Below are 25332 nucleotides of genomic sequence, written 5' to 3' on the forward strand. Positions count from 1 at the left end.
AGTGGTGACTTAGGAGCTGGTGGGTACGCCGATCAGGCAGGGATGAGTGCATCGGCGGGGTGGCTTTCCGTTGCCGGATTCTTGCGGTCGGCAGAACCGCGCAGTGCCGCCTCAACCCGGCGGTTGCTGGTCATGGTCGCCGTGACGGCGGTCATGGCGATGAGGAGGCCGGCGGCGGCGTAGAGCGGGGTGCGTATGTCGTACGTGGTGGCCAGCCAGCCGCCGAGGAAGGCGCCGAACGGGGCGGCGCACATGGCGAGCATGCGTGAGGTGGAGGCGACCCGGCCCATCAGGTGGGCCGGGACGATCGCCTGCCGCAGGGAGGGGCCGAGCACCATCGTGGCGCCCATGCCCGCCCCGCAGACGGCGAGCGCGAGCCCGGCCACGTACGGATTCGGGGCGGCGGCAAGCCCCAGGATGGCAAGCCCCTCGACCATGGCCGTGCAGATCAGCGCGGTGCCGGTGCCGAGTCGCCGGCCGAGGGACGAGGCGATGCCCGCGCCGAGCAGGCCGCCGGTGGCCTCGGCCGTCAGGAGCAGGCCGAAGCCGAAAGTACCGATGCCGAGACGGTCGTGCGCGAACAGGGCGAGCACGGTCTCCACGGCGAGGAAGGCGACGTTGCCGACCGCCGGCCGGAGCGCGAGCCCGAGCAGCAGCCGGTCCCGGAAGACGTACGAGGCCCCGGCCCGCGCCTGCCGAAGCAGCGACTCGCGGGCCGCAGGCGCCGGCCGGGGTACGGCGGGCAGCGACCGTACGAGCACGGCGGACAGCGCGAACGACACCGCGTCGGCGAGCAGCGGAACCGCCCGCCCGAGCACGAGCATCGCACTGCCCGCAGGGGGCCCCGCGAAGCCGGACATGGCGGTCTGGGCACCGCGCAGGCGGGCGTTCGCGCGCTCCAGGAATGCGGGATCTCGGCCGAGCAGGTCTGGCAGATAGGCCGTGGCGGCCGTGTCGAAGAAGAGTCCGCCGAGGCTGAGCACGAAGGCGACGGCCGCGAGCAGCGGAATGCTCAGCACGTCGAGCGCGGCGGCGGCCACCGGTATCGCGAGCAGCACCGCACGCGCGGTGTCCGCGATCCACATCGTGCGCCGGCGGTCCCAGCGGTCCACCAGCGCACCGCCCAGCATCCCGAACAGCAGCCAGGGCAATGTCCCGGCGGCCGTGACGACGGCGAGCGCCATCGGATCTCGGGTCAGCGTCAACGCGAGCAGCGGCAGGGCCGCGTGCATCACCCCGTCACCGAGCGAGGACACCGTCTGTGCGGTCCACAGCCGCCCGAACCCGGTCGGCAGCTTCCTTACATCTGAAGTCACTTGGCGTCGCCTTCCGCCTGCCGGCGCGGGGCCGGGTGGAACAGCGCGAAGACGAGCGACGTGTCTGGCAGCGACGGATCAGACAGCTCCCGGTACTCGTCCGCCAGTGCCTGCAGCCTCGCCCCGAGTTCCGCGAACTGCTCATCGGTGAGCCGCAGATGCGCCATCCGCACGTGTCGCTCGCTGTGCGCCGATGCCGCCTCCAGGTCGGCCACCGCATGCCGCATCAGCACATCCGGCCCTCCCTCGCCCGGATCCGGCAGCACGATCGTCTGTGCGGCCATGGCGTAGTACCGCTCGGTGACCCCCCGCACCTTCCGCGTCCGTACCACCTTCACCAGGCCGGCCCGCTCGAGCAGCCGCACGTGGTAACTGGAACTGCCCTTCGCGAGGCCCACCCGCTCGGCGATCTGGGTAATCGTCGCTGGCTCGAAGCGGAGCATGGCCATGATCCGGTGACGGGTGAGGTTGGAGACGGCACGTAGCTGCTCGTCAGTGGTGACGTGAAGCGTCTCGGGAAGATCGTCGCTAGACATGTGGCCAATGGTCAACGACTCTTGACCATTGCGCAAGGAGGGTTCCGTGCGGTCTTCCGGGTTGAACGACGCGAAAGGCCGATTCCGGACTCGATTCACTCGGTTAAGGGGCACCCAAAACATCAGATACCGCCGGATACTGGCGTGTTCAGTGAACAGAGTCACACCGCGGCCGCCCCACCAAGGTCAGAAGTCGACTCCTCCTCTTGCTCGTTGAAGCGTCCGGGTCACGCAGCGCACGCAGCGGCGCCGTCCGGCTGGGCAGCGGTGACCAGCACCCGGGCCTCGCCAGTTCAACATCCCACCCTCCGGATTTCCCGTCGGTAGCCCGGAAGAAGCCCTCGGCTGGACCGGCGGCCTTTACATCAACGACCCGACCGCCTGGCCCACATCCCCGACGAATCAACTCGGTGCTGCACTGCCGGAGATCGGTTCTTAGCCAAGCCGGCGGACTGGCCGGGCGTACACGTCAGGCATCTGCGTACGCTCGTGAGCCCATCTCCTGGTCGTACATCCTGTGCCCAGCGACCTCGCGGAACGCGAACGCGTCGACGTCATTCCCGCCAGCGGCGACCACACTTCGCCGGGGATGCCGACAGCCGGAGGCCTCTCGACACAGTGAAGCTGCTGGCTGCGGACCGAGGAAAAATGATCTACAGCATCCTGATCGGGCTCATTGTCGCAGTCCGCCTGGACGGTAAGGGCGTGACCAAGTAAGCCTGCGCGGATGGCAGTCCCACCCCTGCGGCGGGTCTGCCTCCACTGCTCCGGCGCTTCGGACAGGCCCAGGGTGATCAGCATAATTGCAGGTCAACGGCCGTCGTCATCATGTGCTTAAGGTTCAACTCGCCCCTCGAACACCAACTAAATCACCACGGTGCGGACCTAGATCAACTAGGGCCCGCACCGTTTGTGGTTTCCGGCTCGTGGATAGCTTTAGGCGCAGTGCGCGGTGGAGTTCGAACTTGCACTCAGGCCTCCTTGAGAGCGGTGACCAAGTCGCCGAGTCCCTCGACTAGGAGAGTGGGCCGGGTGCGCCCCACCGACCGTGCAGGCGGCAGACAGGTGCCGTTGTGCTCGGCTACGACGCCGAGGCCCGCAGCTGGGTTCAGGCCCATGTCCCGCACCGATCGGACCCGGGGTGCGCCGGGGCCGAGGCAGGTGAGCCGGCCCCGAACGCTGCCGCGGAAGCGCCGTCCTCGATGGAGCGGGATCATCGACTGGGCGACGGCGAGGGGATCAGCGCCCGCCCGTAAAGCGCCTGGATGATCGCCGATGCCATTTGGTTGGCTGGCTGCTCGCCGTTTGCACCCGCGAATAGAGAGGTCAGGACGATGACCGTGTCCTTGCGGATGGGGTCGTGGGCCATGAAGGTGTTGTATCCGGGGATCTGGCCGTCGTGGCCGTACAGCGGCCCGAACCGGGCGAGCGCCAGGCCGTAGCCGATGTCGGCCCCGTCCGAGACCTGGATGGGTTGGACACTGGCCATTCTCGTCTGCTGTGTCTTCGCGTCGAGCAGGCCGCCGTCCACGAGCGCTGTGGCGTAGCGGGTCAGGTCGGCGGCGGTGGATATGGCAGCGCCTGCCGCCCAGGCCCATGACGGGTTGTTGAGGGTGACGTCCTTGGGAAGCAGGGCGCCGGTGGCGGCGGCTGCCTGCTCGGCGGCGGGGAGTGCGGGGTCGGCGAGGATGGCCACGTTGGTGCCGAACATGTAGCCCTGAGGGTGCGGAGTGGGGATGTCGGCTTGGGTGGGCGCCGGCAGTAGCGTCTGGCGGAGGCCGAGCGGGCCGAAGATCCGCTGCTGGAACGTGTCCTGCAGCGCGATGCCGGTGAGTTGTTCGACGATGAGGCCCGCCAGGATCAGGTTGGTGTTGGAATAGCGCCAGCTCGCGCCCGGGGCGAAGTTCGGAGGCTTGGCGAAGGCGATCGCGAGTAGTTCGCTGGGTTTCCAGACGTATCCGGGGTCGCTGTCGACCCGGGCGTTGAACTGCTCGTCGGCGGTGTAGTTGTAGAGCCCGCTGCGCATGCTCAGCACCTGCGCGATCGTGATGTTGTCGCCGTTGGGGACCTCCGGCTGGTATTTCGACACGGGATCGTCGAGGCTGATCTTGCCCTCCTGGACCAGTTGCAGCAGCACGGTCCCGGTCATGGTCTTGGTGTTCGAGCCGATCCGGAAGTGGTCGTCGACGGTCACCGGGCTGCGGCTGCCGAGCGCCTGGGTGCCGAAGGTTTTGGTCCAGTTTCCTTTCTCCGGCGATGTGATCATCACGACGGCGCCGGGGACGCCCATGTCCTTGATGATGGTTTGGAGTGCGGTGTCGAGTCCGGCGGCGTAGGCCGGTGCCGCCGGGTCCGCCTGTTTCGGCGTCTCGTGTTGGCTGATCGTCTGGCCGCATGCCCCCGCGACGGTCGCGACCAGTAGTAGAGCCACTCCGCTTGCGCCGAACCGCCGCATGCCGCGACCTCCTGTTTCATGGCAATACTGGAAACTGGGGCTGAATCGCCCAGTTTGCTCCGTATCGAGTACATCAGATGGCGGGTCACCGCCGAGGGGGTTCGCGGTCTGAGCCCGCCAGGGGCGCGAGCGGGCTGCCGAACGGGGTTGGGTCATCGAGGCACGCCCCGACGACTGGCTAAGCGTGGGAAATGGGATCCAAGGCGCAGCCCCCGAGCGTGGCGGTGATCATCCACGTCCTCGCGGCACGGGGCACCGGCAACGAGCTGGGTGGAGGTGAGCTACCCGCCCACTGGACGGCGTCCGCAGACTCACCGGGCGCGGGCGTATTCGCGAGGTTCTCTCGTGACAAGCTCTTACCGTGGCAGCGCTCCGCTATCCCGAGCGGCCGGCTGACCGTTCGGACGGCCGACGCGCGTTCACGTCACTGAGGGTGCAGTCGCCAGCTCGTTGCGCGGGAGGCATCTTGTCGATGGGGCGTCGCATTCATAGTCGTGACGCGCGGGCGTCGCGACCGGCATGGACTGCGCCGATCCCGCGACGATGAACCGGTTCGTGACAGCGCTGACCGCGGCAGTGGCTGTTGCCTGTGATTGATGGATGTCTCTAGTATTCATCGATATGAGACTATCAACCGCTCCTCTTCGTCGGATCGCCCGACTCGCCACGGCAGTCGTCGTGGGCGTGGGAGCGATCACCCTCTTGCCCGCTCCAGCACACGCGGCGACCGTGGCCTTCTTCAAGGAAAGCCAGTGGTCCAGCGGCTACGTCGGCAAGATGACCGTGCACAACCCCAGTGCGGCGACGCTCACCTCGTGGCGGGTCGAGTTCGACCTGCCGGCCGGCACCACGCTCGGCTCGTACTGGAACGCGAGCATGACCCGCGCCGGCAGCCGCTTCGTCTTCACCAACATGTCGTGGAACGGCACGCTGACCGCCGGCGCCTCGACCAGCTTCGGCTGGGTGGCGAGCGGCAGCGGTGAGCCGCGGGGCTGCACGGTCAACGGCGCACCCTGCTCCGGCCCGCCGGCGGTTGACGTGACCCCGCCTTCCACGCCGACGAACGTTCGCTTCGCCACCGGTTCGTTTACCGGCATCGTCTGGAATCCGTCCACCGACGACACCGGCGTCGTCGAGTACCAGATCTTTCACCGATCCACGCAGATCGGGACCTCGACGACGACGAGCTACAGCATGCCGACACCGCCACCGATGGTCACGACCTATGGGGTACGGGCTGTCGACGCGGCCGGCAACATCTCCGCGTTCGCGCCGCTGCACGTCGGGCAGCTGCCGGACGCGATTCCGCCGACTGCACCCGCGAACCTGCGGATCGGTGGCATGTCGCCCGCCCACCTGACGGTGCGCTGGGACGCCGCGACGGACGAGACGTTCCTGGTCGGGTACGAGATCTACCTGAACGGCACGCTGATCAGCAAAGTCGGCGGCACCAGCGGATACGTCCCGTTCACCGGTTTCGGGATTTACACGGTACGGGTGCGGGCCTGGGACGCCTCGGGCAACTTCGGGCCGTACGCCCAGATGAGCATCGCCATCGACCCGCCGCCGCCTCCACCAGCACGGTGACATCGGCCTGCCGGGCGTGGCGTGTGCAGTCATGCCACACCCGGCGTTGCCTGTTCGCACCCACCGTCGCCCATCTCTACGGCGAGTGTGTGGCGCAAGCAGGTAAAGGTGAGCGCGTGTGTCCGGCGGAGATGGCCCCAAACGATGAGCGCCCGGTGGGCCGGCCGAAGCCGCCCCTCCGGCCAAGAAGGCGTTGGTGGCTTGCCCAGGGACGTCCCATGTGAGCTGTAGCGTTCGGCACTGGCGAGGTCGGGGCCCTGATCGGCCGACTGGCCGACTTTGCGGTTGGTCGCGAATGCTTGTCGGCGAGTGCCGGGCACTATGGACCACATGAATGAGACGGTGAGCGATACGCAGGCGGGTGAGGCGCCCACACTATTCCTGATGGTAGGCCTGCCCGGGTCCGGGAAGACCGTGCGAGCGCGGGAGCTGGCGGCCGAGCGCGGAGCCCTGCAGCTCACCGCCGACGACTGGGCGCTGTCCCTGCTCGGCCAAGAAGACCGTCACCAGGCGCGGCCCGACGGCAAGCGGTGGCTGCTGGAGGGCCGGCTCATCGCATTGGCCGTCGACGTCCTGCGCCTGCGGCTCAGCGTCGTTCTCGACTTCGGATTCTGGTCGCGCGATGAGCGCTCCGCCCTCCGTTGGATGGCCGCTTCCGTGGGAGCGTCGTGTGAGATCGTGTACCTGCCGGTGGAACGCGAGGTGCAATGGAGCCGGATTCAGAACCGCTGGAAACATACGCCAGAGCAGACATTCCCCATGGCCGAGGCGGAGCTCGACCCCTGGAGAGAGCAGTTCGAGGTCCCCGACGCAGACGAGCTCTCCGGTTCGTTTCTGCCCTCCCCGCCGCTCGGGGATGAGAGCTGGTTTGACTGGGCTCAGCGATTTTGGCCCTCCCTCGTGACACCGCCCAGCCAACCCTGAACCCAGTCAACGTTGGCGGTCATAGCACTAGGTGAAGGTAGGCCCGTAGGTGTCGGCGATCGTTCTCTGAGCTGGTCGCGCCGGCCCAGGCGCCCGAGCCGTCCGGCCACCACGCACAGGCGACCGTCACGGCGGATACCGTCTTTGGCGTCGGCCCAGCTGTCGGTAGGTCTCTTCGCTGATCGCGTGGTTGCGTGGCTGCAATCTCTGACGCGCAAGTCCTCAACAAGACATCAGGTCTTGACGATGCATCAGTTCTGTTTCTCATGCCGGCGTCGCTGATGAAGCTCTTGCGCTCGTGTCACCTGTCATGCCCGGAAACTGACGCGGTTGCGCGGATCGGCACGTTGAACCGGGCCGGTCAGTTGGTTCCGAAAATCCATATGTACGACTTAAAGCATGCGAAATACCTAGTAGACGAGCCTTTTGTGCTCACTCACTGTCTCCGATACGACTTGCCCGTATCAAAACGACAACACATCGTTGAAAGGGCATGTATTGGATGGTGACCGGCGGCGCCGGGTATATCGGCGCGCATGTTGTACACGCCCTGCTCGCCGCAGGGTCGGAGGTCGTCGTCGTCGACGACCTTTCCACCGGGAAGGCTGAGCGCGTACCGGCCGGGGTTCCACTGGCGCGGGTCGACGTTTGCAACCCGGCCGAATTCGCTGCGGTCGTCGCCCGCTACCGCCCGGTCGGCGTGATCCATCTGGCGGCCCGCAAGGACGTCGCCGAATCGATCCGGCTACCGCTGCGCTACTACCGCGACAACCTCGACGGGCTGCGATCGGTGCTCGAGGCGGTCGTCACCCACGGCGTCGAGCATGTGCTCTTCTCCTCCAGCGCCGCCGTCTACGGCACGCCGCCGCAGGCCGGGCCGATCCCGGAGACCGCGCCGACCCAGCCGGAGAACGCCTACGGCCGGACCAAGCTCGTCGGCGAGTGGCTGCTGCGCGACACGGCCGCCAGCGCGAGTCTGCGGTGGGCCGCGCTGCGCTACTTCAATGTCGCAGGAGCGGCCACGCCCGAGCTACGCGACACCGGTCTGACCAACCTGGTCCCCAGGCTCCTGGACGCAGCCCGCCAGGGCAGCGCGGCGATCCTGCACGGCGGGGACTATCCGACCCGCGACGGCAGCGCCGTCCGCGACTACGTGCACGTACGCGACGTCGCCGATGCCCACGTTCAGGCCGCCTTCGCGCTGGTCGACGGCTGCCTCAAGGCTGATGTGCTGAACGTCGGCCGAGGCGTGGGCGTCTCAGTACTGGAGATGATCACCGCCATCGGCCGCAGGTACGGCACCCTGCCTTACTTCGTCGGCCCGCGCCGTGCCGGTGACCCCGCAGAGGTCGTCGCCCAGGTCGAGGCGATCTCGACGCGGCTGGGCTGGACCGCGCGCTTCGGACTGGACGACATCGTCCGCTCCGCCGCCGGCGACTGCAGCCTGGCTGCCGCCTGACCTCCACCGACCCGTTCACCAACCGGTTCAACCCTGCCATCTGAGGAGTCAAACCCGTGTTCCGCTTGACATCGTCCCTACGCCGGCGTGGGGCCCGCCTAGCCGCGGCCTGCGCCAGCGCGTGCCTCATGGTGACGGCGCTCGCCGCCGCACCAGCACAGGCCTATGCCTCCGGGGTCCGCGTGGACCTGCGGGTCCTCGTGTTCAGTGACGGCTCCGCCGGGGTCGGGGTGATCACCGCGCAGATGGACCGGGAGGGCGTGCCCTACGACACGATCAACCTCAACCAGCCCGGCCGGCCCGCGTTGACCGCCGGTGCCCTGTCCGACACCGTCTCGGGGCGCCCGCGGGCCAAGTACAACGGCGTCGTGCTGCCCAACGAGCACGCCCTGCCGGCCGCGGAACTCGCCGTGCTCGCCACCTTCGAGCAGACCTTCGGCGTACGCCAGATCGACGCCTATACCGCGCCGTCCGCGGCGGTCGGGCTCACCACCACCTGGAGCGGTGTCCTCGACGGAGGTCAGCTCGGGGTCACCCCGGCGGGCCAGGCAGCCGGGTTCGGCTACCTCAACGGCGTCCTGCCGGTCGACGACGTCGACCCGGGTGTCACGGAGAGCTACGGGTACCTCGCCACCCCGGTCGCCGGCGCCACCTACACCGCGCTGGTCAACGGAACCAGCCCGGCGTCGGGCGCGATCATCGGCGTCTACCGCAACGGCAACCGCGAGGAACTGGTCATCACGCTGGCGATGAACGAGTACCAGAACGTCGCCGCGCAGCTCGGGCACGGCCTGCTCACCTGGCTCACCCAGGGCGTGCACCTGGGCCACTGGCGCAACTGGCTCAGTGTGCACGTCGACGACGTGTTCCTGCCTGATGCGCGTTGGGACGCCGAGCGCAACTGCACCACCGGTGACGACTGCCCGGACACGCCCAACCCGCTCGCCGACATCCGGATGACCGCCGCCGACGTCACCGCTCTCGTGGCGTGGCAGAACGCGCAGGCCATGAAGCTGGAGCTGGCCTTCAACGCGGAAGGCAGCGTCGATGCCGGGCCGACCGACCCGCTGACGGCTCGGCTGCTGGCCGACCGTGCCCAGTTCCGCTGGCTCAACCACACCTTCGGGCACCCCTACCTCGGCTGTGTCCAGGACTTCTCCACCGTGCCGTGGCGATGCGCGACGAACCCGACCACCGGGGCGATCGTCTACACCTCGCAGGCCGAGATCAGGGCCCAGTTCACCGACAACGTGACCTGGGCGCAGAGCAAGGGCATCAGCTTCAACAGGGCCGAGGTCGTCACCGGTGAGCACTCGGGCCTGCGGTCGGCGCCGCAGATGGCCGTCGACAACCCGAACCTTGCCCCGGCGCTGGCGCAGGCCGGCATCACGGTGATCGCCTCCGACGCCTCCCGTGAGCCCGCTCCGCGGGCGGTGGGCGCGGCCCGGACGGTGCCGCGGCACCCGATGAACATCTACTACAACGTCGCCACCGAGGCCGACGAGGTCGACGAGTACAACTGGATCTACACCAGCGTCGCCGACGGCGGTTCGGGGATCTGCGAGAGCAACCCGGCGTCGACCTGCATCGCACCGCTCGATCCGGGCACCGGATTCGACAGCTACATCGTCCCGGTGGAGACGCGGATCGCCTACGGCCACGTCGTCACGGCCGACCCGCGGCCGCACTACGTCCACCAGTCCAACCTCACCGCCGACCGCATCGTCTACCCGGTGCTCGACGCGGTGCTGGCCAGGTACCGGGCCGCGTTCACCACCGCGACGCCGATCGTCACGCCGAGGATGAGCGAGGTCGCCACGCTGCAGAGCCAGCAGGCCGCGTGGCGGGCCGCGATCGCCGCCCGCACCGTGGAGGCCTACCTGCTCAACGGTCGGGTCACCGTGATCAACCGGGGCGGCGCGATCGCCGTGCCGATCACCGTCCCGGCGAACACGCAGACCATCATGCTGTCGGTGCTCGGCATCGAGCTCATGGGCGGCCCGTACGGCGCCGTCTACGGGCCGGAGCGCTCGGGCTGGACCAGCCTCGGCGCCAACGGCCAGCAACTTCTCCGCCTGCCGTAGGGGACTGGCGATGCACGTCGCGTTGATCAATGAAGGCACGTACCCGTATGTGCTCGGTGGTGTCAGCACCTGGTGCGACCAGCTCGTCCGCGGGCTGACCGACGTTTCCTGGCACCTGGTCACCGTGGTCGGCACGGCGTCCATGACACCGGCGCTGACCGTGCCCGACAACGTGGCGTCGCTTACCGCCGTACCCATCTGGGACCGGCCCAGGGCATCGCGCCGCCGCTCGATCAGGGCGGCGGCGCGGATGTGCGCGGGGATGCTCGGCGACTCGCCCGAGCACCTGGCCGTGTTCCGGGAGGGCCTGCGCGAACTCGCCCTCCCGAAATTGGCCGACCTGCGCAGTTCATGCGCCAGGTGCCGGACCGGGTTGGCCACATGCCCCAGGCACGGGCTCATCGGCCGGCATCCGCTCTACGGACTACCGCTGGCGGAGCTGCTGCTCGAGGCGTGGCAGGCGGCCGGGAGCACCGGTGCCCGGCCGCTGCCGCCGCTCACCCTGCACGACGCCGATCAGGCCGCGGTCCTGATCGAGCACGCGGTACGCCCACTCGCGGCGGTCCTGCCGCCGGTGGACCTGTGCCACGCCAACGCCAACGGGCTGTCGTCGCTGGTGGCCATGGCAACGAAATGGCGGTTCGGGGTGCCGTTCCTGATGACTGAGCATGGCGTCTACCTGCGTGAACGCTACCTCTCGGTGGGCGATCAGTCGGCTGGGGTGAAGGTGGCGCTGCTGCGGTTCCACCGGGCACTGGCGCGGCTCGCCTACGCCGAAGCCGATCTGATCACCCCGGTCAGCGGGTTCAACCAGCGGTGGGAGGAGCGCCATGGCGCCGACCCGGAAAAGATCACCGTCATACCCAACGGCGTGGACCCGGACCGGTTCCCGCCGCTGACAGCGGAGCCGGCGACGCCGACGATCTCCTGGGTCGGCCGGATCGACCCGCTCAAGGACCTGCCGACGCTGATCCGGGCGCTGACCGTGGTCCGTGGACAGGTCCCCGACGCCCGCCTGCACCTGGCCGGACCCGTACCGCAGGGCAACGCCGACTACGCCCGGATGTGCCACGACCTGGTGGCCGAGCTGGGCCTCACCGACGCCGTGACGTTCGCCGGACCGGTGTCCAGCAGCCGGGAGGCGTTCGAGGCCGGGCACGTGGCTGCTCTGTCCAGCATCTCCGAAGGCATGCCATACACGATTGTGGAGGCGATGATGTGTGAACGCGCGACCGTGAGCACCGACGTCGGCGGAGTCGCCGAAATGGTAGGAGACGCCGGGGTGGTCGTTCCCCCACGCGACCCGGTGGCCTTCGGCAACGCCTGCGCCGAACTACTGAGAGACCGGAAGCTGCGCCACGATCTGGCCCGCCGGGGCAGGCAACGGGCACTGGACCGCTTCACGCTGCAACGCTGTCTGGACGCCTATCAGGAGCGGTACAAACTGCTGATCGGTAGTGCCTCATGAGCACCGAACTGGCACCGGTGCCGCCACCGGCGGCGCTGCTGGCCGCGCAGATGCGCGCCCGGGTCGGCTGGGCCGCCGATACCGATGAGGTCGCCGCCATCCTGGAGTCGACCGGCATCAACGACAGAGTGGCCAGCCGCGACTACGGGCATGCCTCGGTCTTCACCCTGGCCGGGCAGGTCCTGGCGACCGTGGGACGGCCCGACCCGGCACCGGCGCCAGGGCGGCTACGGCTGCCCGTGATCAGCGCGATGGTACGCACCGGCCTCTATCTCACCCCGACGGTCGCGGCCATCGGTGCGGCACCGCTACTCGCAGCGCTGCCCTGGTACGCCACGACCGGGCTCCTCGTCGTCGGTTGGGGCGCCTCGCAGTCGCTGGCCTACCTGGGCTACTGCGCCGCCAACGAAGGCGGCCGGTCCAGCGCCGCCAGGAAACTCGCGCTCGGATTCGGCGCGCTCGCCGCCGCCTGGGCGACGCTGCTCGCGATCTCGGGTGCATCACTGACGTCCTATCTGGTCAGTGCGGCACAGCTGATCCTCTTCGCGACGAGTACCGCCGCGCTGGTCACGGGGACGGAGCGGCGCACCCTCGCGGCCGCGGTGGCCTGCTGGATCGCGGCCGGCGCCATGATCGCCGGCGCGGGCCGGGTCGGCGTCGCCGCCCTGGCCATCTCACTGACCGCACTGCTCGTCGTCGCCTACCTGCCCGCCTGGGGCCGCGGCCGGTCACCCTGGCGACCAGACCTGCGCCGGTACGCCACGGCAGCAGGCCACGGCGTCGTAGGCGCGGGCCAGGCTGTGCTCTTCGTCCTGGTGGTCCTGCAGACGGCGGGCACCGCCGCACCCGCGATGTCGTCGGTACCGCTGCTGGTGGCCATACCGCTGACGGAGCTGATGCTGCTGTGGCACCAGCGGCGGGTGGCCGACGGCCGGGCGCAGCTCGCCGATCGTGCGTCCTTCCGCCGCCACCTGCGCCAAGTCGGCCGCGGCACCGGGCTCGCTCTGGCGCTACCGTTGCTGGCCGGCGCCGCCGGGGCGATCTGGGCGTCGTCGCCGGCCGGATGGGCGCTGACGTCATCCATCCTGCTCGCCGGAATCAACGCGATCTGCCTGGTGCTGGTCGCCCACCGGCAGCCCGTGAGCGCCGCCGTACTGGTGTGGTCCGCCGGTGCGTTGATCGTCCTCACCGCCCTGGTCGTCTCCGCTCTGCTGACGGACACGCCGGTCGCGATCGCGAAAGCCTCGGCACTGATCCTGCTCTGCCTCTATCCACCCGCCCTACTGGAAACCGTCAGCGCCATGAAAGACCCCAGGAGTTATCAATGACAACGCTGGTGCCGCTCTACGTCCACCCCCTCGTCGATCCAGCTGCCTGGCGGGCCGTCGCCGCCGCCGGACCGTCGGTCACGGCCATCGTCAACATCCACAACGGGCCCGGAGAGGCGATCGACGAGGCCTACCTCGACGCCACCGCACTCCTACAGGCCGCCCGTGTCCCGATGATCGGCTACGTCGACCTCGGCTACCTCCGGCGTAGCGAGGATGCGATCACCCGTGACGTGCTGGCGTGGCACTACTATCCGGTCGAGGGCGTCTTCTTCGACCAGGCGCCGGCCGACAAGTCCGGGCTGGCCGCCGTCGCCCGGCACGCCGCGCGGGCCAGAGGAACGGTCGCGCTCAATCCGGGCACCCGTCCGCACCCCGACTACGCCCCGCTCGCCGATCTCATCTGCACGTTCGAAGGACCGTGGTCGACCTACCGCCGACTGCTCGACGAACCCGACTGGCCCAACGCGGCGCACCTGATCTACGGCGTACCGGCCGAGGAGATCGCCGACGCGCACGCCCGCCTGGCCCACCTCGCCGGAGCCGGTCTGGTCTCCGACCTCGACGCGCCGCTGCCCTACTGCGGCGTGCCGTCGTGGCTGCGCGCAGTGGCGGTGAACCGGTGAACGCCCGGCGCGCTCTGCTGCCCGTCGCGATCGGGCTGACCCTGGCGGGTGGGATCTGGCTCGCCGTCACGGCGATCGCGCAGGTCCCGACATCCTCGCCCGACCAGTCCCGGGCCGCGCAGGCGCCCACAGGGCCCGCGACGGACCCGGCGGCCCCCGCCCCGACCCCGCCGTCTTCGGCCCCGACCGGCTCGACGTCAGCGGACCCGGCAGCGCCGGGCCTGCCGCCGGGGGCAGCTCCGGCGGGCGGGCGCTGGCAACCACGGGTCGGGGCGAGCTGGCAGTGGCAGCTCTCCGGAAAGATCGACCTGACCGTCGCCGCCGACGTCTACGACCTGGACGCGTTCACCACCACCGCAGCGCAGGTCGCCGACCTGCACCGGGCCGGGCGCAAGGTGATCTGCTACGTCAACGCCGGTGCCTACGAGGAGTTCCGGCCCGACCGGGGCCGCTACCCGGCCGAGGTGCTCGGGCGTGACCTGAGCGGCTGGCCCGGCGAGCGCTGGGTGGACATCCGCCGCTGGGATCTGCTCGAACCGATCCTCACCGCGCGGTTCACCATGTGCCGGGACAAGGGCTTCGACGGGGTGGAACCAGACAACGTCGACGCGTACGCCAACGACAGCGGCTTCCCGCTGCGCGCCGCAGACCAGCTCGAGTTCAACGGCCGGGTGGCGAAGCTCGCCCGGGGGCTGGGGCTGGCGGTCGGGCTGAAGAACGACGTCGAACAGGCCGCCGACCTGGTCGGGGTGATGGACTTCGCGGTCAACGAGGAGTGCGCCAAGTACCGGGAGTGCTCGGCGCTCGGCGTGTTCATCGCGGCGGGCAAGCCGGTGTTCCACGTCGAGTACGAGCTGCCGCCTGCGGCGTTCTGCCCGGTCACCAAGCCGCTCGGCTTCTCCTCGATCGGCAAACCGCTGGAGTTGGGCGCCCAACGCACCGCCTGCCCCTGAGCCGGCCGCGAGCAGGGAGATCTCCGGCCGCACATCGCTGGTGCGCCGCACCGCCTTATGATCATCGAGTGCTGGACCTCACCCCACCGGCGATCCGTTCCGGTGGCATCGACGACGTCACCGTCGTGCTCGCCCCGATGGACCGCGCGACCGAGTGGCTACGAGGACCAGTTTGGCTGCACGGCATCGGCGACCATCTCGTCGTCACATGGCCGGCAAGGCCACGGTAGACGGCTCGAGCGCTGACCACGACGAACACAGACAGGGGGAGAACACCGCATGACGGTGTTCTCCCCCTGAATCGCTTGTCTGGTACTGCATGTTCGGAGGGGGCCATGCCCGAGCACGGACATGGCCCCCGGTCTCAGCGCGACGCCGAGTGCTACACGTACCGAACGTAGATGTAGTACGTGCTCGGGTCGGTCGTCGTGCCGTCAGCGAGCCTGCCGTGCACCCGCAGCGTGTAGCTGCCCGACTGGGCCGGCGTCCAAGCCACCGAGGCGGCACCGTCAGCGTTCGGCGCGACCTCGCCCGCGGTCTGGCCGTCGATCGTGTACACGAACGACACAATGCCGCCGGTGCCGCCGCTGAACCGGAACTCCCCGGCGACCCCCGGACCACCGGCCCAGCTGCTGTTCGGGTACTGCGCCGAGGTGACATACGGCGCCGTGCCGACGAGGAAGTCGTAGGTCGTCGTAGGAGAGTAGCGGCCGTCGGTCATCAGGCTCTTCACCGTCAGGACGTTGACGCCGTTGCGGTCCGGGGTGATCGTCGTCGACGCGCTTGCGGACTCCGGCGGCATCGGCACGTCCTGCTCCGGACCGCCGTTCACCTGGTAGACGAACTTGACGACCTGGCGGGACATGCCGCTGTGGAACGACATCCAGCCGGGTACGCCGATGCCGCCCATGGTCATGAAGTCCCGGTAGTAGCCGTACACGCCCACGGTCGGGTCGGACACGATGAACCCGTAGATCCGGAAGTCCGACGTCGTGCCGTCAGCCCTCACGCCGGCGATCTCCACCACGTGATAGCCAGGCGAGGCGACGGTGTACGGCACCGCGGCGGTCCCGTCCGGGGCGGCCGGGATCGTCTGCGTCGCATCACCGGGGTAGTAGGAGTCGAACGCGTACCGGTACGAGACCACGCCCTGCTGTGCGGGCCGCACCGTGAAGGTCGCCGTGTCACCGGGCATCATGTTGTCGCCGTTCCACGACACGATCGGCGCGTCGGTGATCTGGAACGTGTACGTCCTGGCCGGTGACCTGGTGCCGTCGGCGTAGATCGCCTGCGCGACGACCGTGTTGGCACCGGGGTGGGTCGGGGTCACGGTGGTGTACGCGTAGGAGCCGCCGGAGATCGTCTGCTCGGGACCGCCGTCGAAGGTGAACGCGTAACCGGTGATGTTCGGCATCCAGCTGTTGAACGTGAGGGAGCTCGGCAGGCCGACGCCGTCCGTACGCGGGTAGCTGGTACCCGCGTCCGACCAGATCACCGGGCGCGGGTCGGCGACCTCGAAGTAGTACTGCATCGGCTCGGAGGTGCTGCCGTCGGCCTGAACGGTCCGCACCAGCATCTCGAGCCAGCCGGCCCGGTCGGCGGTCCAGTCGAGCACCGCGGTGCCGTCGGCCTGGGCGGCGACGCGCTGCCAGCCGTCGTTGCCGCTGAACGAGTACTCGTACGCCGTGACCCCGGTGATGCCGGGCCGGAACGTGAACGTCCCCTGGTCGCCCAGGACGGACTGGTGCTCCCAGTTGAACTTCTCAGAGCTGACCGTGGGGGCGTCGGAGACGAGGACCTCGCGGACGACCTGCCCGGCGACCTTGTTCTTGACGTAGGTGCGGGCCGTCACGTTGGAGAAGCCGGCGTGGGTGAACGTCAACGGCGCGCTGCCGGTGCCGTCGGCCGCGGCCGGGAACCTGACCTCTTGGCCGCCGTCGATCTGGTAGCTGAACCCGGTGAGGCCCGCGAGGCTGGACTGCATGGAGATGGTGCTGGGCAGCCCCACTCCGCCGACCTCGACCTGAACCCCCGGTGCGGTCCAGGGGACCCACATGTTGAACTGCGTCTCCGGGCCGGCGTTGCCCGCCGCGTCCAGGGCGACGACCGTCAGCGTGTGCGATCCGGCCCACTTGGGCGTGAAGCTGATGGCGGCCCGGCCGCCGGGGTGCTTGGCCGCGACGATCTGGGAGTAGCCCAGGCTGCTGACGTAGTAGCGGAAGGCCGTGACATCCCGGTCGCCGCGGGCGTCGAACAGGAACTTGCCCGCCAGCCCTTCGCCCCCGGAGGGGATGGATTCGTCGTCGACGAAGACGGGCGAGGTGACGACCGGTCCCTGGGCCGGTGCCGTCCTGTCGACGACCAGGTAGCACGTCTTGGTCCAAGGCGAGTAGTCCTGCTGGTCGTATGACCGGGCGGACCAGGCGACGAGGGTTTTGTCGCCGTAGTCGAGGTCCACCTCCCGTGAGATCTTGTTGGGGCCGTACGTCCAGGCGTCGACCTCGGTGCGCTGGTCGGGGTGGTCGGCCGGCCAGAGGGCGACCTGGCCGTTGGTGTAGCCGGAGTTGTCGGGGTCGGCGATCGTCGCGCTCAGGTACGCCGTGCGGTTGGCGGCCGTCGGCTTGCGCAGCGTGCCGCAGCTGCCTTCGCCGCCATAGGCCGACGCGCGGGGGTCGCTGACCGTCGGGGGCACGTTGCTGGAGACGGTCATACCCGCGCCGGCGGCGACGGTGCGGGCCAGCGCCGGGTTCTGCTCGTCCGCGGCCGTCAGCCGAATCCCGAAGGTGATCTTAGCGTCGCCTCGGGCGACGGCCGCACTGACGGCGTCGAGGATCTCGGCGCCGATCCAGCCCGGGCACGACCAGGTGGGCGTCACGTGCCTGGTGGCCAGCAGCTCCAGCTCCGCGGGCGGCTTGTTCCACGAGGTGTGCGCGGTGATGGGGCCGGTGCGCCACAGCTCGATGGTGGTTTCGGCCCCGCATTCGGCCACGCTGCGCTCGCGGACGCCGATGTCGGCCGCATGGATGACCTGCTTGCGCAGCGATGTGATGTCGAAGGCGAAGTAGAAGCGCGAGGTGTGCTTCTGCTGGGCGGCGTCGATCCGCGTGCCGACCGGCGCGTCTTCGGCACGCTTGACGAACGACTTGCCAGGATCGTGTGAGTCGGTGTAAGCCCAGGTGACAGCGTCGAAGCCGGCATATCCGGCTGCGGCGGGCTGTGCGGCCACCAGCACGCCGGTGCCGACCAGCGTCACTAGGGCAGCGCAGCGCGCGAGATGCCCGTTGAGGCGGTTCACTGTTCCTCCCGTGTCCCGGTGGCGGGATGCCGCCCGGGAATCGGCACATGGTATGTCAGGCGGGCGACAGCAGAACTCCTCTTTTCGCCGACCTTCTCCACCCCTTCACAAGACAAGCACCGATGTCCTGAAGGGAACACCGTGCCGCGGCTCGTGCCAACTTCTGGGCGCAGATGCCGGGCCGAGGCGAGTCAGCGGCTGGGCGTTGGAAGGAGTGCGGTCAGCGCCGCCGTCCGGCAACAACCCCGCCGACCACGTCGTTGATTACATGGTCGGCGGGGCGGTACGTGTCAGAGCTGGCCGCCGGTGCCCGTTTGCCAGAACACCTGCCAGGTGGACCAGGACCGAAGGACCAGGTTCCCGTCGTTCTGCAGCACCAGCTCCGGGCTGGGGCCCGCCCCGACCGTGTTCGACGCCCACACCGCCGTGGCGCCGGCGGCGGAGCTGTTGTAGACGACCAGGTTGCCGTCCGACTGCATCCGCGTTTCTCGGACACTCATGCCGTAGACGTTGGTGTGGTACGTGCCGGCGGACCACAGCACGCTGTTGGCGGGCCCGTACAGGACCAGGTTGCCGTCCTGCTGCTGCATCAGGTGGAAGACCTGGTTGGGCGAGGACATGTAGCGCAGCGTGGCGAGACGATAGTTGGTCGGCATGCTGCCGGCGTACGTGTAGTAGCTGGGCTGCTCGGACAGGCCCATCAGCATCCGGACTACCGAACCGTCCCAGCGTGCAAGGTAGAAGCGCCCCTCGTCGGTGACCATCAGCTTGGTCGCACCGGAACCGCCGGTGTTCGACGCCCAGGCGACGCTTCCGTTGGGACGGTAGATGACCAGGTTGCCGTCGCTTTGCATGAAGACCGCGTTGCCGGGCTGGCCGCCGGTGTTGCTGGCCCACCAGTCATACGGGCCCCGGCAGATGTTGGGCTGGGACCACCCGCAAGGTGAAGGCCCGTAGGCGACCAGGTTCCCGTCTGTCTGCATCAGCAGGCCGAAGCGGCCGTCGGGTGACAGGATGTACTGACCCGCCGACAGACCCATGTCCACGTTGAGCTGGGTGCCGATTCTGGTCGCGCCGACGAACGCGCCCGTCCGGACGGCACCGGCATGGGCGGCCGGGGCATTGACGACGACTGAGATCCCGGTAGCGGCGACGATTCCGGTGACCATCACGGCCAGTCGGCGTCTCCACCTGAGTCTTTGCATCGTATTCCTCCTCCGTGATAGCGGGTCGGTCGCCACCGGCCGCCGCCGGCGACGAGCGCGAAGCCCGCCAAGGTGCCCGCTGTGCGAGATCACTGCCGCGTGACGCGGTGACGGTTCTGATGGTCGCGGCCCGGCGGCCGCCGCGCGTCGGCCTGACGTGCTACCCGGGCGGTCCACCCCGGATGAGCGGTGGCGACCGCGGATCCACCTGCGGGCGTAGTCGGACGCCGATACCCGCTCGCGGGCGTAGGGGGAACCAGCTCTTGAGATGGCTCGGACCGTCTTAAGCGTCACGGTGGGCTGCTAGGTTGTGGCGTGCTCGTGTTGTGGCCGGACGCAGCAGAGGTCCTGCGGGACATGCTCCGCGATCAGGGTTCGGACCCGCATTGCGTGGAAAGTCCGGAGGCAGCCTGGAGGGTTTTCTGGGCGTTTCTGGCGATCGACATCGACGGACTGGAGCCGAAACAGGCGGGGCTCGAAGACGGGTTCGAGGTGTCGTGGGGCCGCCCGAGTTGGAGTGACGGTCTGCCGAGCCTGTCGTTCTGTAGGCATCTGAGCGTGGACGCTTCAGCTGCCTGGCCCGCGCCGACAGGCTATGCACCTGAGCGTTGGAAGCTCAGCCTTGACATGGTGTTTCGAGATCAAGCCGCTTTCGCCGACGTCGGGGAGTTGAACACCCAGGGCAGCGGCGTCTATCACGGGCGGAGGGGTCCTGCGATGGCCGACGCCCTGCGTGAGGTGTTGTGGGAGGTGGAGCACCTGCCGACGTTGCAGGCTCTGTGGAGGAGCACCCCGCTGTGGAGCACGGTCAGTTTCGGCTTGCGTGGCCTGCGCAGCCGGCCGGTCGAGAACTTCGACGCAAAGCAGATGGCTGCCTATGACGATTGGCGTGCGCGCCATGGTTGATCTACCCGCCGCAGATCTGCGCGGTGCCGCCCTGATGGGAGGCTCGTTGTGGGCGCCCTCGCCTACGGCCGCCGACCGTAGGCGTCAAGCAGAGGACCGGCGGCCTGCCTGAGGTGACTAAAGGTCCGACATGGGCGTCGACCCTCCGGCGAGCGCTAAGCTCCGCCGCCCGGCCTCCCTGTCTCGCCGTCGGCGTACCTGCGAGCGTGCAGGCGGCGGCGCTCACGGTCACGCTGGATCCACTGCCGGCCGTCCGCGGCGACCGCTTCCAGCACCCGCAGCGCGGAGTTGATGCCCGATGAGTCGATCGCGAGCTCGTAGAGCTGCTGCGCGTCCTGCTCCCGGGCATCGGACAGGCCCGCGCCGAAGCCTTCGATCCTGATGTCGATGGCGTCGGCGTTCCCGTCGACGAGCATCACCCGCAGCGCCCGGCTGAGCAGCACCCGGCCGGTCGTCGGATCCGTCGTTCCCCACTGACGCCCCAGCTCGGCCACTCTGGCGATGGCGATGGCGTCGTATCGGAACGACTGTCGCTCCTGCTTGCGCTCCTCGCCGGAGCCGAAGTCGAGAGTGGCACGCCACTGGCGTACGCCGCTTCCGGTCAAGAGGAAGATCGTCACGATGTAGCGGGAGTAGCGCACCGGGCCGAAGACGTACCGGGCCCGCAGGCACCCCTCGTCCGGTTCGGTGAGTACCAGATGGGCGATGACGTCCTGGTGGGAGAGGCCGTACAGCTCCATCGCCGTGGCCTTGAGATGCTGGAGGTCGAACTGCAGCCACTTGCCCATCTCGATGTCGGTGGGACGGGCCTCCAACCGTTTCTGCCACGACTTGTAGGCCGCCTGCTCGATCTCCAGGCGTTGATCAGCACTCGCCTGGCCCGTGCTTCGTTCGTACCTGCGCTGCAGTAGCGCGTCGATCCCGGGCACGCAGCATGCCGCCGCGACGAGTCCGAGCACCTGAAGCAGGATGCCGTAACCGGGCCCGGTCGAGTTCACCACAGAAGCCAGCACGGTGGCGATCGACAGCAGCGCGATGCTTCCGACGCAGCGCAGGGTGAGCGTCGCGCTCGGGCGCTGCGTCGGCGGCGTCAGGATGGCCTCGTGCCGCCAGCGCGCGGCGGCCACCCGTGCGTGGTGCCTGACCAGCCAGTAGATCTCGTTGACCTTGACGTCGGAGTAGAACTCGCTCAGCGCCTGGGCCAGGATCTTCCGCTGTGGCTTGGTCGCTTCGAGCCAGGCGAGGCGCGAAGTCCGGTCTACGGCGTACTCGCCGAAGGCCTTGTGCAGCGCCCTGGAGAGGCTGTGCTGGAATCGCCTCTCCTTGTGGGGAACCTCGGGTTTCCACTTGAGCCCGGCCCGTCTGCCGTCGTCGGCCCGCCGTGGGACGGCAGGGCGGGTGAGGAATCGCCATCTCGGCACGCTGATCAGGTAGAGCGAGCTGCCGGCCACCCATGCCGCCGCAGCGGCGACGGTCAGGATGGCGCCGGACTGCAGCATCAGGGGCAGCAGTGCCCGCACGACGCCGATCCCGAGCAATGAGCCGACCAGCAGCCAGACGATGCGGGCCTTGGCGACCGGCGGGGGTTCGCGGTACATGTGGCGGGGGGCGAAGGGAACAGGTTCGAAGAACAGCGGCACCCGTACCCGCCGCGTACCTCGGAAGCGGTTCGCGCGGGCGTGTTTCACCTCCGTCTTCTCGACGTGACCCTGCAGGGCCCCGCTGAGGAGCATGTCGAGGTTCCCGGTGATCTCCTCCATTCTCGCGGCCGGCAGCTGGTTGAGCGCGCCGACGACCCGGTCGATCTCGGCCGTGTCGTTCTTCCCGATCTCCTGGTTGACCGCGCAGTCGAACAGGCCGGTCACCACGTCGATGGCATCGCTCCACCGGCCACGGGGCGAACTGTCGGCGATCTCGCGGGCCGACCGGAGTTTGTCGAAGTGGGTGACGGTGAGGAACTCCAGTGACTGCCCGCTGAGGATGGCGAGCATCCAGTGGTAGGCGGCCTCGGCGGACTTGTAGCCGTTCATCACCGCCTCGCTGATGAGCTCCTCGGCCTTGCGGGGCACGCCGGCGCGAAGGAAGTTGACGCCCACCCGGAACTGGCGCTGCGGGTTGGGCTGGCTGCCGACGCCGTAGAAGTTGGCGTTGTGCAGCACTCCGATCTGAACGTCGACGTGTGCGTCGTCCTGCGCGATGTTCTGTACGGCCGGACTCGGTGGGTTGGCCAGGGCGGTCATGCCGTGACCTTGGCCAGGATGGTCGCGGCGAGCGAGGCCAGCGGGCCGACATCGCCGACCAGCCGTTCGAGGCGGCGCATCGCGCGGACGAACCGCCCGCGTGCCTCGGGGTCGGCGGCGGAGGCGTCGGATTGGGCGACGTCGAGCTCGGAGGTCGCCTCGCGGTGTGCTTCGCCGTCCAGGCGTCCGCTGCGATACGCCAGTTCCAGGTGGCTGCGCAGCGAGTCGAGCAGCGGACCGAGGTCCGGCGGCGCCGCCGGGGCCGGCCCGAAGTACACGTTGCCGGAGATGCTGGCGATCTGGTTGCCGACGTGCGCGTGATCGCGGGCGATGTTCTCGATGTGGTGGGTCATCTGCGGCTCCTTCCGGTCGGACCGGCTAGTGGAGGTGCGTTCGGTCCCGAGGTCCTGCAGGTCGTCGATGAGCCGCGCGATGTCCCAGGGATAGTTGCGGTGGTCCAGGCGCCGGTACTGGTAGCTCGCCAGGGCCCGGATGTCGTGCGGCAGGTCCTGTGCCGTCGGCATGGCCGCACCGGTGAGCAGCAGCGGGATCACCCGCCGCCCCTTGCCGATGGCCGCGGCGATCTCCTGGAACACCCAGTCGTCGGGTTGGTCGAGCCTGCGTACACCGTCGGCGGCGGCGGCGGTCAGCCAGGCCGGTCCGATGACGGAGAGCATCACGTCACATCCGGCCGCTTGACGCAGCAGCATGGCCGCGTAGTCCTCACCCGGCGGGATGGAGCGGTTCGATTTGAAGACGTGGTCGCGGTCCAGCCGCTGCACGAGCGCGTCGTAGAGCAGCGATGCCGCGTACGCGCCGTCCTCGTTGCGGGAGTTGATGAATACCGTCGGCATGTTCACACCGCTCTCCGGAGGTCGGTGGTGAGGATGTGGTTCATCTCGGTGAGCAGGTGCGACACGGCGGCGTGCCGGCGGTGGCGGTTCAGCACCCGCACGAGCGCGCGCAGGTCGCGCAGCGCGGTCGCCGACGCGGTGTCCGCCATCGTGGGCAGCAGCCGCCATGTCAGCGCGCAAGCCTGGTCGATCTCACCCGCGGCGGCGTGCGCCAGGGCCTGCCTGGCGCCGAAGTACAGGTGAGCGCGGCGGGCTTGTGCGGGCACGGTGGCCAGCTGGATTTCCAGCATCGACGCGGCCCGGCTCGGACGGCCGAGCAGGTAGAGGCAGTAGGCCTTGGTGATGGCGACGTGGTCGGTCACCGTGGACGCCTCCAACCCGGCCAGGTCTTGGGCCGGTTCACCCGCGGCGTCGCGTAGCAGGTCACCGGCGCGCTCCAGGGAGCGCCGGCAGGCCGTCTCGTCGCCCGCTCGGGCGTGCCCCAACGCCTCGCGCAGCGCGGCGAGCCCCAACGTGCGCGAAGAGACACCGGGAAGGCTCTGCGCGGAACGCGCCAATCCGATGATCTCTTCGGCGGCTCCGTCGGCGTAGAAGGTCAGCAGCGCCTGGCGGGCCAGGACGTACGCCAGGAGGCCAGGGCTCTCGGAGCGCAAAGCCCAGTCGCGGGCCTGCGCCGTCCACCGGCTCGCGGCCGTGAAGTCCCCCGCCTCCTGGAACATCTTGCCGGTATAGATCGCGTAGTGCGATGCCACGGTCAGCAGCTCGGACGGCCTCCGCGAGCCCGTGGCCTCGGCCATGCGCCGGATCCCGTTGGTCTTGCTGACCAGCACCGGAAGGGCGAGCTCCGGGCTGACCTGCTGGCACATGGCCCTGATAGTGGAGAACAGGCTCGTCAGCTCGGTCACGTCGGCGTGCGCGGACGTGACCGAGCCGTCGAACCAGCGAGAGACTCCCAGCGCGGCGCTCGTTCGCAGGGCCGTGCGCCGGTCGATCTCGGTGAACCAACCCCGGCCACTCACGTCGACTCCCATCACCCATGCCTGCTCGTCGTCCCGGGCCGCGTCCTGCGGCACGGGGTTCAGCAGAGCTGTCAGCGCTCCGTCCGCCGCGAGCAGGCGATCGCAATGCCGGGCGATGTCCGGCGAGGGAAACCTGCGACCGTGTTCGTAGTTGGACAGCGACGCCGGATCGCAGGGGATCCGGGCCGCGAGTTGCCGGAGCGTCAGACCCGCTGCCTTGCGGCGGCGTTGCAGCTCTGGTCCGAAAGTCTGGTACGGCGACGGCGCGGGCACACGACTGGGCATGTTGTCGTCGGGGGCGACAACAACGGGCTCGGGATGCTGCGACTGGTGCTCGTCGACTGCGGCGAGGCACCTGCGGCGCATCTCGCTCGACCCGGCGGACAGGCCGCGCTCGACCTTACTGATGTAGGTGCGGTCGTACCCGGTGAGCTCTGCCAGTTGGTTGAGGGAGAGCCCTGCCCTGACCCGACGCCGGCGCAAGTCCATAAGCGACAGTAAACCAGCGAACGTCGATGTATAAGGGGCCCGGGAACGGGCCGGTCATGCCGCGTGATGGCACTTGCCACCCACCGGTACGGCAGGGACGCGGGATTGGTGTGCGTGACAGGTGAGATCAACGGCTGGACTGCCGTAGTCGGTCCCTGGTGCAATCCCGCCGACGTCAGCCGCCGGGAAGAAGTGCGGCTACGCGTCGAGGCGCTGAGCGGGACCTACGGCGAGGCTCACGCCTTCTACTGGGGTGCACAGGACGACGGATCTGTCTGGCTCATCGCTCGTGACGGCCACACCGTGCGCCGCTACAACAGCCTTGCTCCCTGGACATCGTCAGGCGACCCGCTCCCGCTCGAGCAGCACTACCTTGACCAGTTCAACATCCCAGGTCGGCCCGAAGACCACGCCGACGACGACGACATGTACGACGGCATCTGGGAATTCGAGTCTGCGTGCTCGGCTCAGAAGGTGGCGGAGACAGTCAGCCTTGATGTGGTTTGGCGTATGCCTGCCAATGCCGTTGTGCGTGGCCGACTCGTCTTGGCGCGAGTGCCAGACCGAACTCCTGGGGACCCCGCGTAG

The 25332-nt window shown here is 68.9% G+C and carries 19 protein-coding genes; 11 read left to right on the top strand and 8 right to left on the bottom strand.

What is annotated here, in order from left to right:
• Positions 1-32: 32 nt before the first annotated feature.
• The 3 genes from F9C41_RS18335 to F9C41_RS18345 form a co-directional block, all read right to left on the bottom strand.
• Positions 33-1316 carry an MFS transporter gene (locus F9C41_RS18335; RefSeq protein ID WP_155388047.1) on the bottom strand — a complete coding sequence of 428 codons (1284 nt, stop codon included), beginning with the start codon at positions 1314-1316 and terminating at the stop codon, positions 33-35.
• Positions 1313-1852 (bottom strand): ArsR/SmtB family transcription factor, encoded by a 540-nt coding sequence (locus F9C41_RS18340; RefSeq protein ID WP_155388048.1) that lies wholly within the window; start codon positions 1850-1852, stop codon positions 1313-1315. Before F9C41_RS18340 ends, F9C41_RS18335 begins: the two co-directional genes overlap by 4 nt.
• Before the next feature lie 1213 nt (positions 1853-3065).
• Complete coding sequence (locus tag F9C41_RS18345) at positions 3066-4307, bottom strand: serine hydrolase domain-containing protein (RefSeq protein WP_230689726.1); 1242 nt, start codon at positions 4305-4307, stop codon at positions 3066-3068.
• Positions 4308-4907: 600 nt separating this feature from the next.
• Between F9C41_RS18345 and F9C41_RS18350 the strand changes: the two genes are divergently transcribed.
• From F9C41_RS18350 to F9C41_RS18385, 9 genes are all read left to right on the top strand, one after another.
• Positions 4908-5894 (top strand): cellulose binding domain-containing protein, encoded by a 987-nt coding sequence (locus F9C41_RS18350; RefSeq protein WP_155388049.1) that lies wholly within the window; start codon positions 4908-4910, stop codon positions 5892-5894.
• Between the two features lie 330 nt (positions 5895-6224).
• On the top strand, positions 6225-6818 hold the full coding sequence (locus F9C41_RS18355) for a P-loop nucleotide/nucleoside kinase family protein (RefSeq protein ID WP_155388050.1): 594 nt from the start codon (positions 6225-6227) through the stop codon (positions 6816-6818).
• A 493-nt stretch (positions 6819-7311) separates the two neighbouring features.
• Complete coding sequence (galE, locus tag F9C41_RS18360) at positions 7312-8277, top strand: UDP-glucose 4-epimerase GalE (RefSeq protein WP_155388051.1); 966 nt, start codon at positions 7312-7314, stop codon at positions 8275-8277.
• A gap of 128 nt (positions 8278-8405) precedes the next feature.
• On the top strand, positions 8406-10361 hold the full coding sequence (locus F9C41_RS18365) for a hypothetical protein (protein ID WP_155388052.1): 1956 nt from the start codon (positions 8406-8408) through the stop codon (positions 10359-10361).
• 10 nt (positions 10362-10371) lie between these two features.
• Positions 10372-11829: a GT4 family glycosyltransferase PelF gene (pelF, locus tag F9C41_RS18370; RefSeq protein WP_155388053.1), complete on the top strand. Its 1458-nt coding sequence runs from the start codon at positions 10372-10374 to the stop codon at positions 11827-11829.
• Complete coding sequence (locus F9C41_RS40725; protein ID WP_196279829.1) at positions 11826-13157, top strand: hypothetical protein; 1332 nt, start codon at positions 11826-11828, stop codon at positions 13155-13157. The genes pelF and F9C41_RS40725 overlap by 4 nt, the downstream gene beginning before the upstream one ends.
• The gene (locus F9C41_RS18375) at positions 13154-13783 is read left to right on the top strand and encodes a spherulation-specific family 4 protein (RefSeq protein WP_196279830.1); all 630 of its coding nucleotides are present in this window, start codon (positions 13154-13156) and stop codon (positions 13781-13783) included. The genes F9C41_RS40725 and F9C41_RS18375 overlap by 4 nt, the downstream gene beginning before the upstream one ends.
• Complete coding sequence (locus F9C41_RS18380) at positions 13780-14736, top strand: endo alpha-1,4 polygalactosaminidase (RefSeq protein WP_230689727.1); 957 nt, start codon at positions 13780-13782, stop codon at positions 14734-14736. Before F9C41_RS18375 ends, F9C41_RS18380 begins: the two co-directional genes overlap by 4 nt.
• A gap of 68 nt (positions 14737-14804) precedes the next feature.
• Positions 14805-14966: a hypothetical protein gene (locus F9C41_RS18385; protein ID WP_155388055.1), complete on the top strand. Its 162-nt coding sequence runs from the start codon at positions 14805-14807 to the stop codon at positions 14964-14966.
• A gap of 152 nt (positions 14967-15118) precedes the next feature.
• Here the strand turns inward: F9C41_RS18385 and F9C41_RS18390 are convergent, their stop codons facing one another.
• Complete coding sequence (locus F9C41_RS18390) at positions 15119-18031, bottom strand: RHS repeat domain-containing protein (RefSeq protein ID WP_155388056.1); 2913 nt, start codon at positions 18029-18031, stop codon at positions 15119-15121.
• Positions 18032-18321: 290 nt separating this feature from the next.
• Positions 18322-19236 (bottom strand): hypothetical protein, encoded by a 915-nt coding sequence (locus F9C41_RS18395; protein ID WP_155388057.1) that lies wholly within the window; start codon positions 19234-19236, stop codon positions 18322-18324.
• A gap of 315 nt (positions 19237-19551) precedes the next feature.
• Here F9C41_RS18395 and F9C41_RS18400 point away from each other — a divergent pair, with 315 nt between their 5' ends.
• Complete coding sequence (locus tag F9C41_RS18400; RefSeq protein WP_155388058.1) at positions 19552-20142, top strand: hypothetical protein; 591 nt, start codon at positions 19552-19554, stop codon at positions 20140-20142.
• Positions 20143-20297: 155 nt separating this feature from the next.
• On the opposite strand, the gene F9C41_RS18405 is transcribed toward F9C41_RS18400, so the two are convergent.
• Genes F9C41_RS18405 through F9C41_RS18415 form a run of 3 tightly spaced genes read right to left on the bottom strand, consistent with a single transcriptional unit; the run spans position 20298 to position 24744 of the window.
• Positions 20298-22382 (bottom strand): hypothetical protein, encoded by a 2085-nt coding sequence (locus F9C41_RS18405; protein WP_155388059.1) that lies wholly within the window; start codon positions 22380-22382, stop codon positions 20298-20300.
• Complete coding sequence (locus tag F9C41_RS18410; protein WP_196279831.1) at positions 22379-23236, bottom strand: TIR domain-containing protein; 858 nt, start codon at positions 23234-23236, stop codon at positions 22379-22381. Before F9C41_RS18410 ends, F9C41_RS18405 begins: the two co-directional genes overlap by 4 nt.
• A gap of 2 nt (positions 23237-23238) precedes the next feature.
• Positions 23239-24744: a helix-turn-helix transcriptional regulator gene (locus tag F9C41_RS18415; protein ID WP_155388061.1), complete on the bottom strand. Its 1506-nt coding sequence runs from the start codon at positions 24742-24744 to the stop codon at positions 23239-23241.
• Positions 24745-24858: 114 nt separating this feature from the next.
• Between F9C41_RS18415 and F9C41_RS18420 the strand changes: the two genes are divergently transcribed.
• Positions 24859-25332, top strand: a complete 474-nt coding sequence (locus F9C41_RS18420; protein ID WP_155388062.1) for a hypothetical protein — start codon at positions 24859-24861, stop codon at positions 25330-25332.

It is taken from the genome of Catellatospora paridis, assembly GCF_009720365.1.
Taxonomy (GTDB): Bacteria; Actinomycetota; Actinomycetes; order Mycobacteriales; family Micromonosporaceae; genus Catellatospora; species Catellatospora paridis.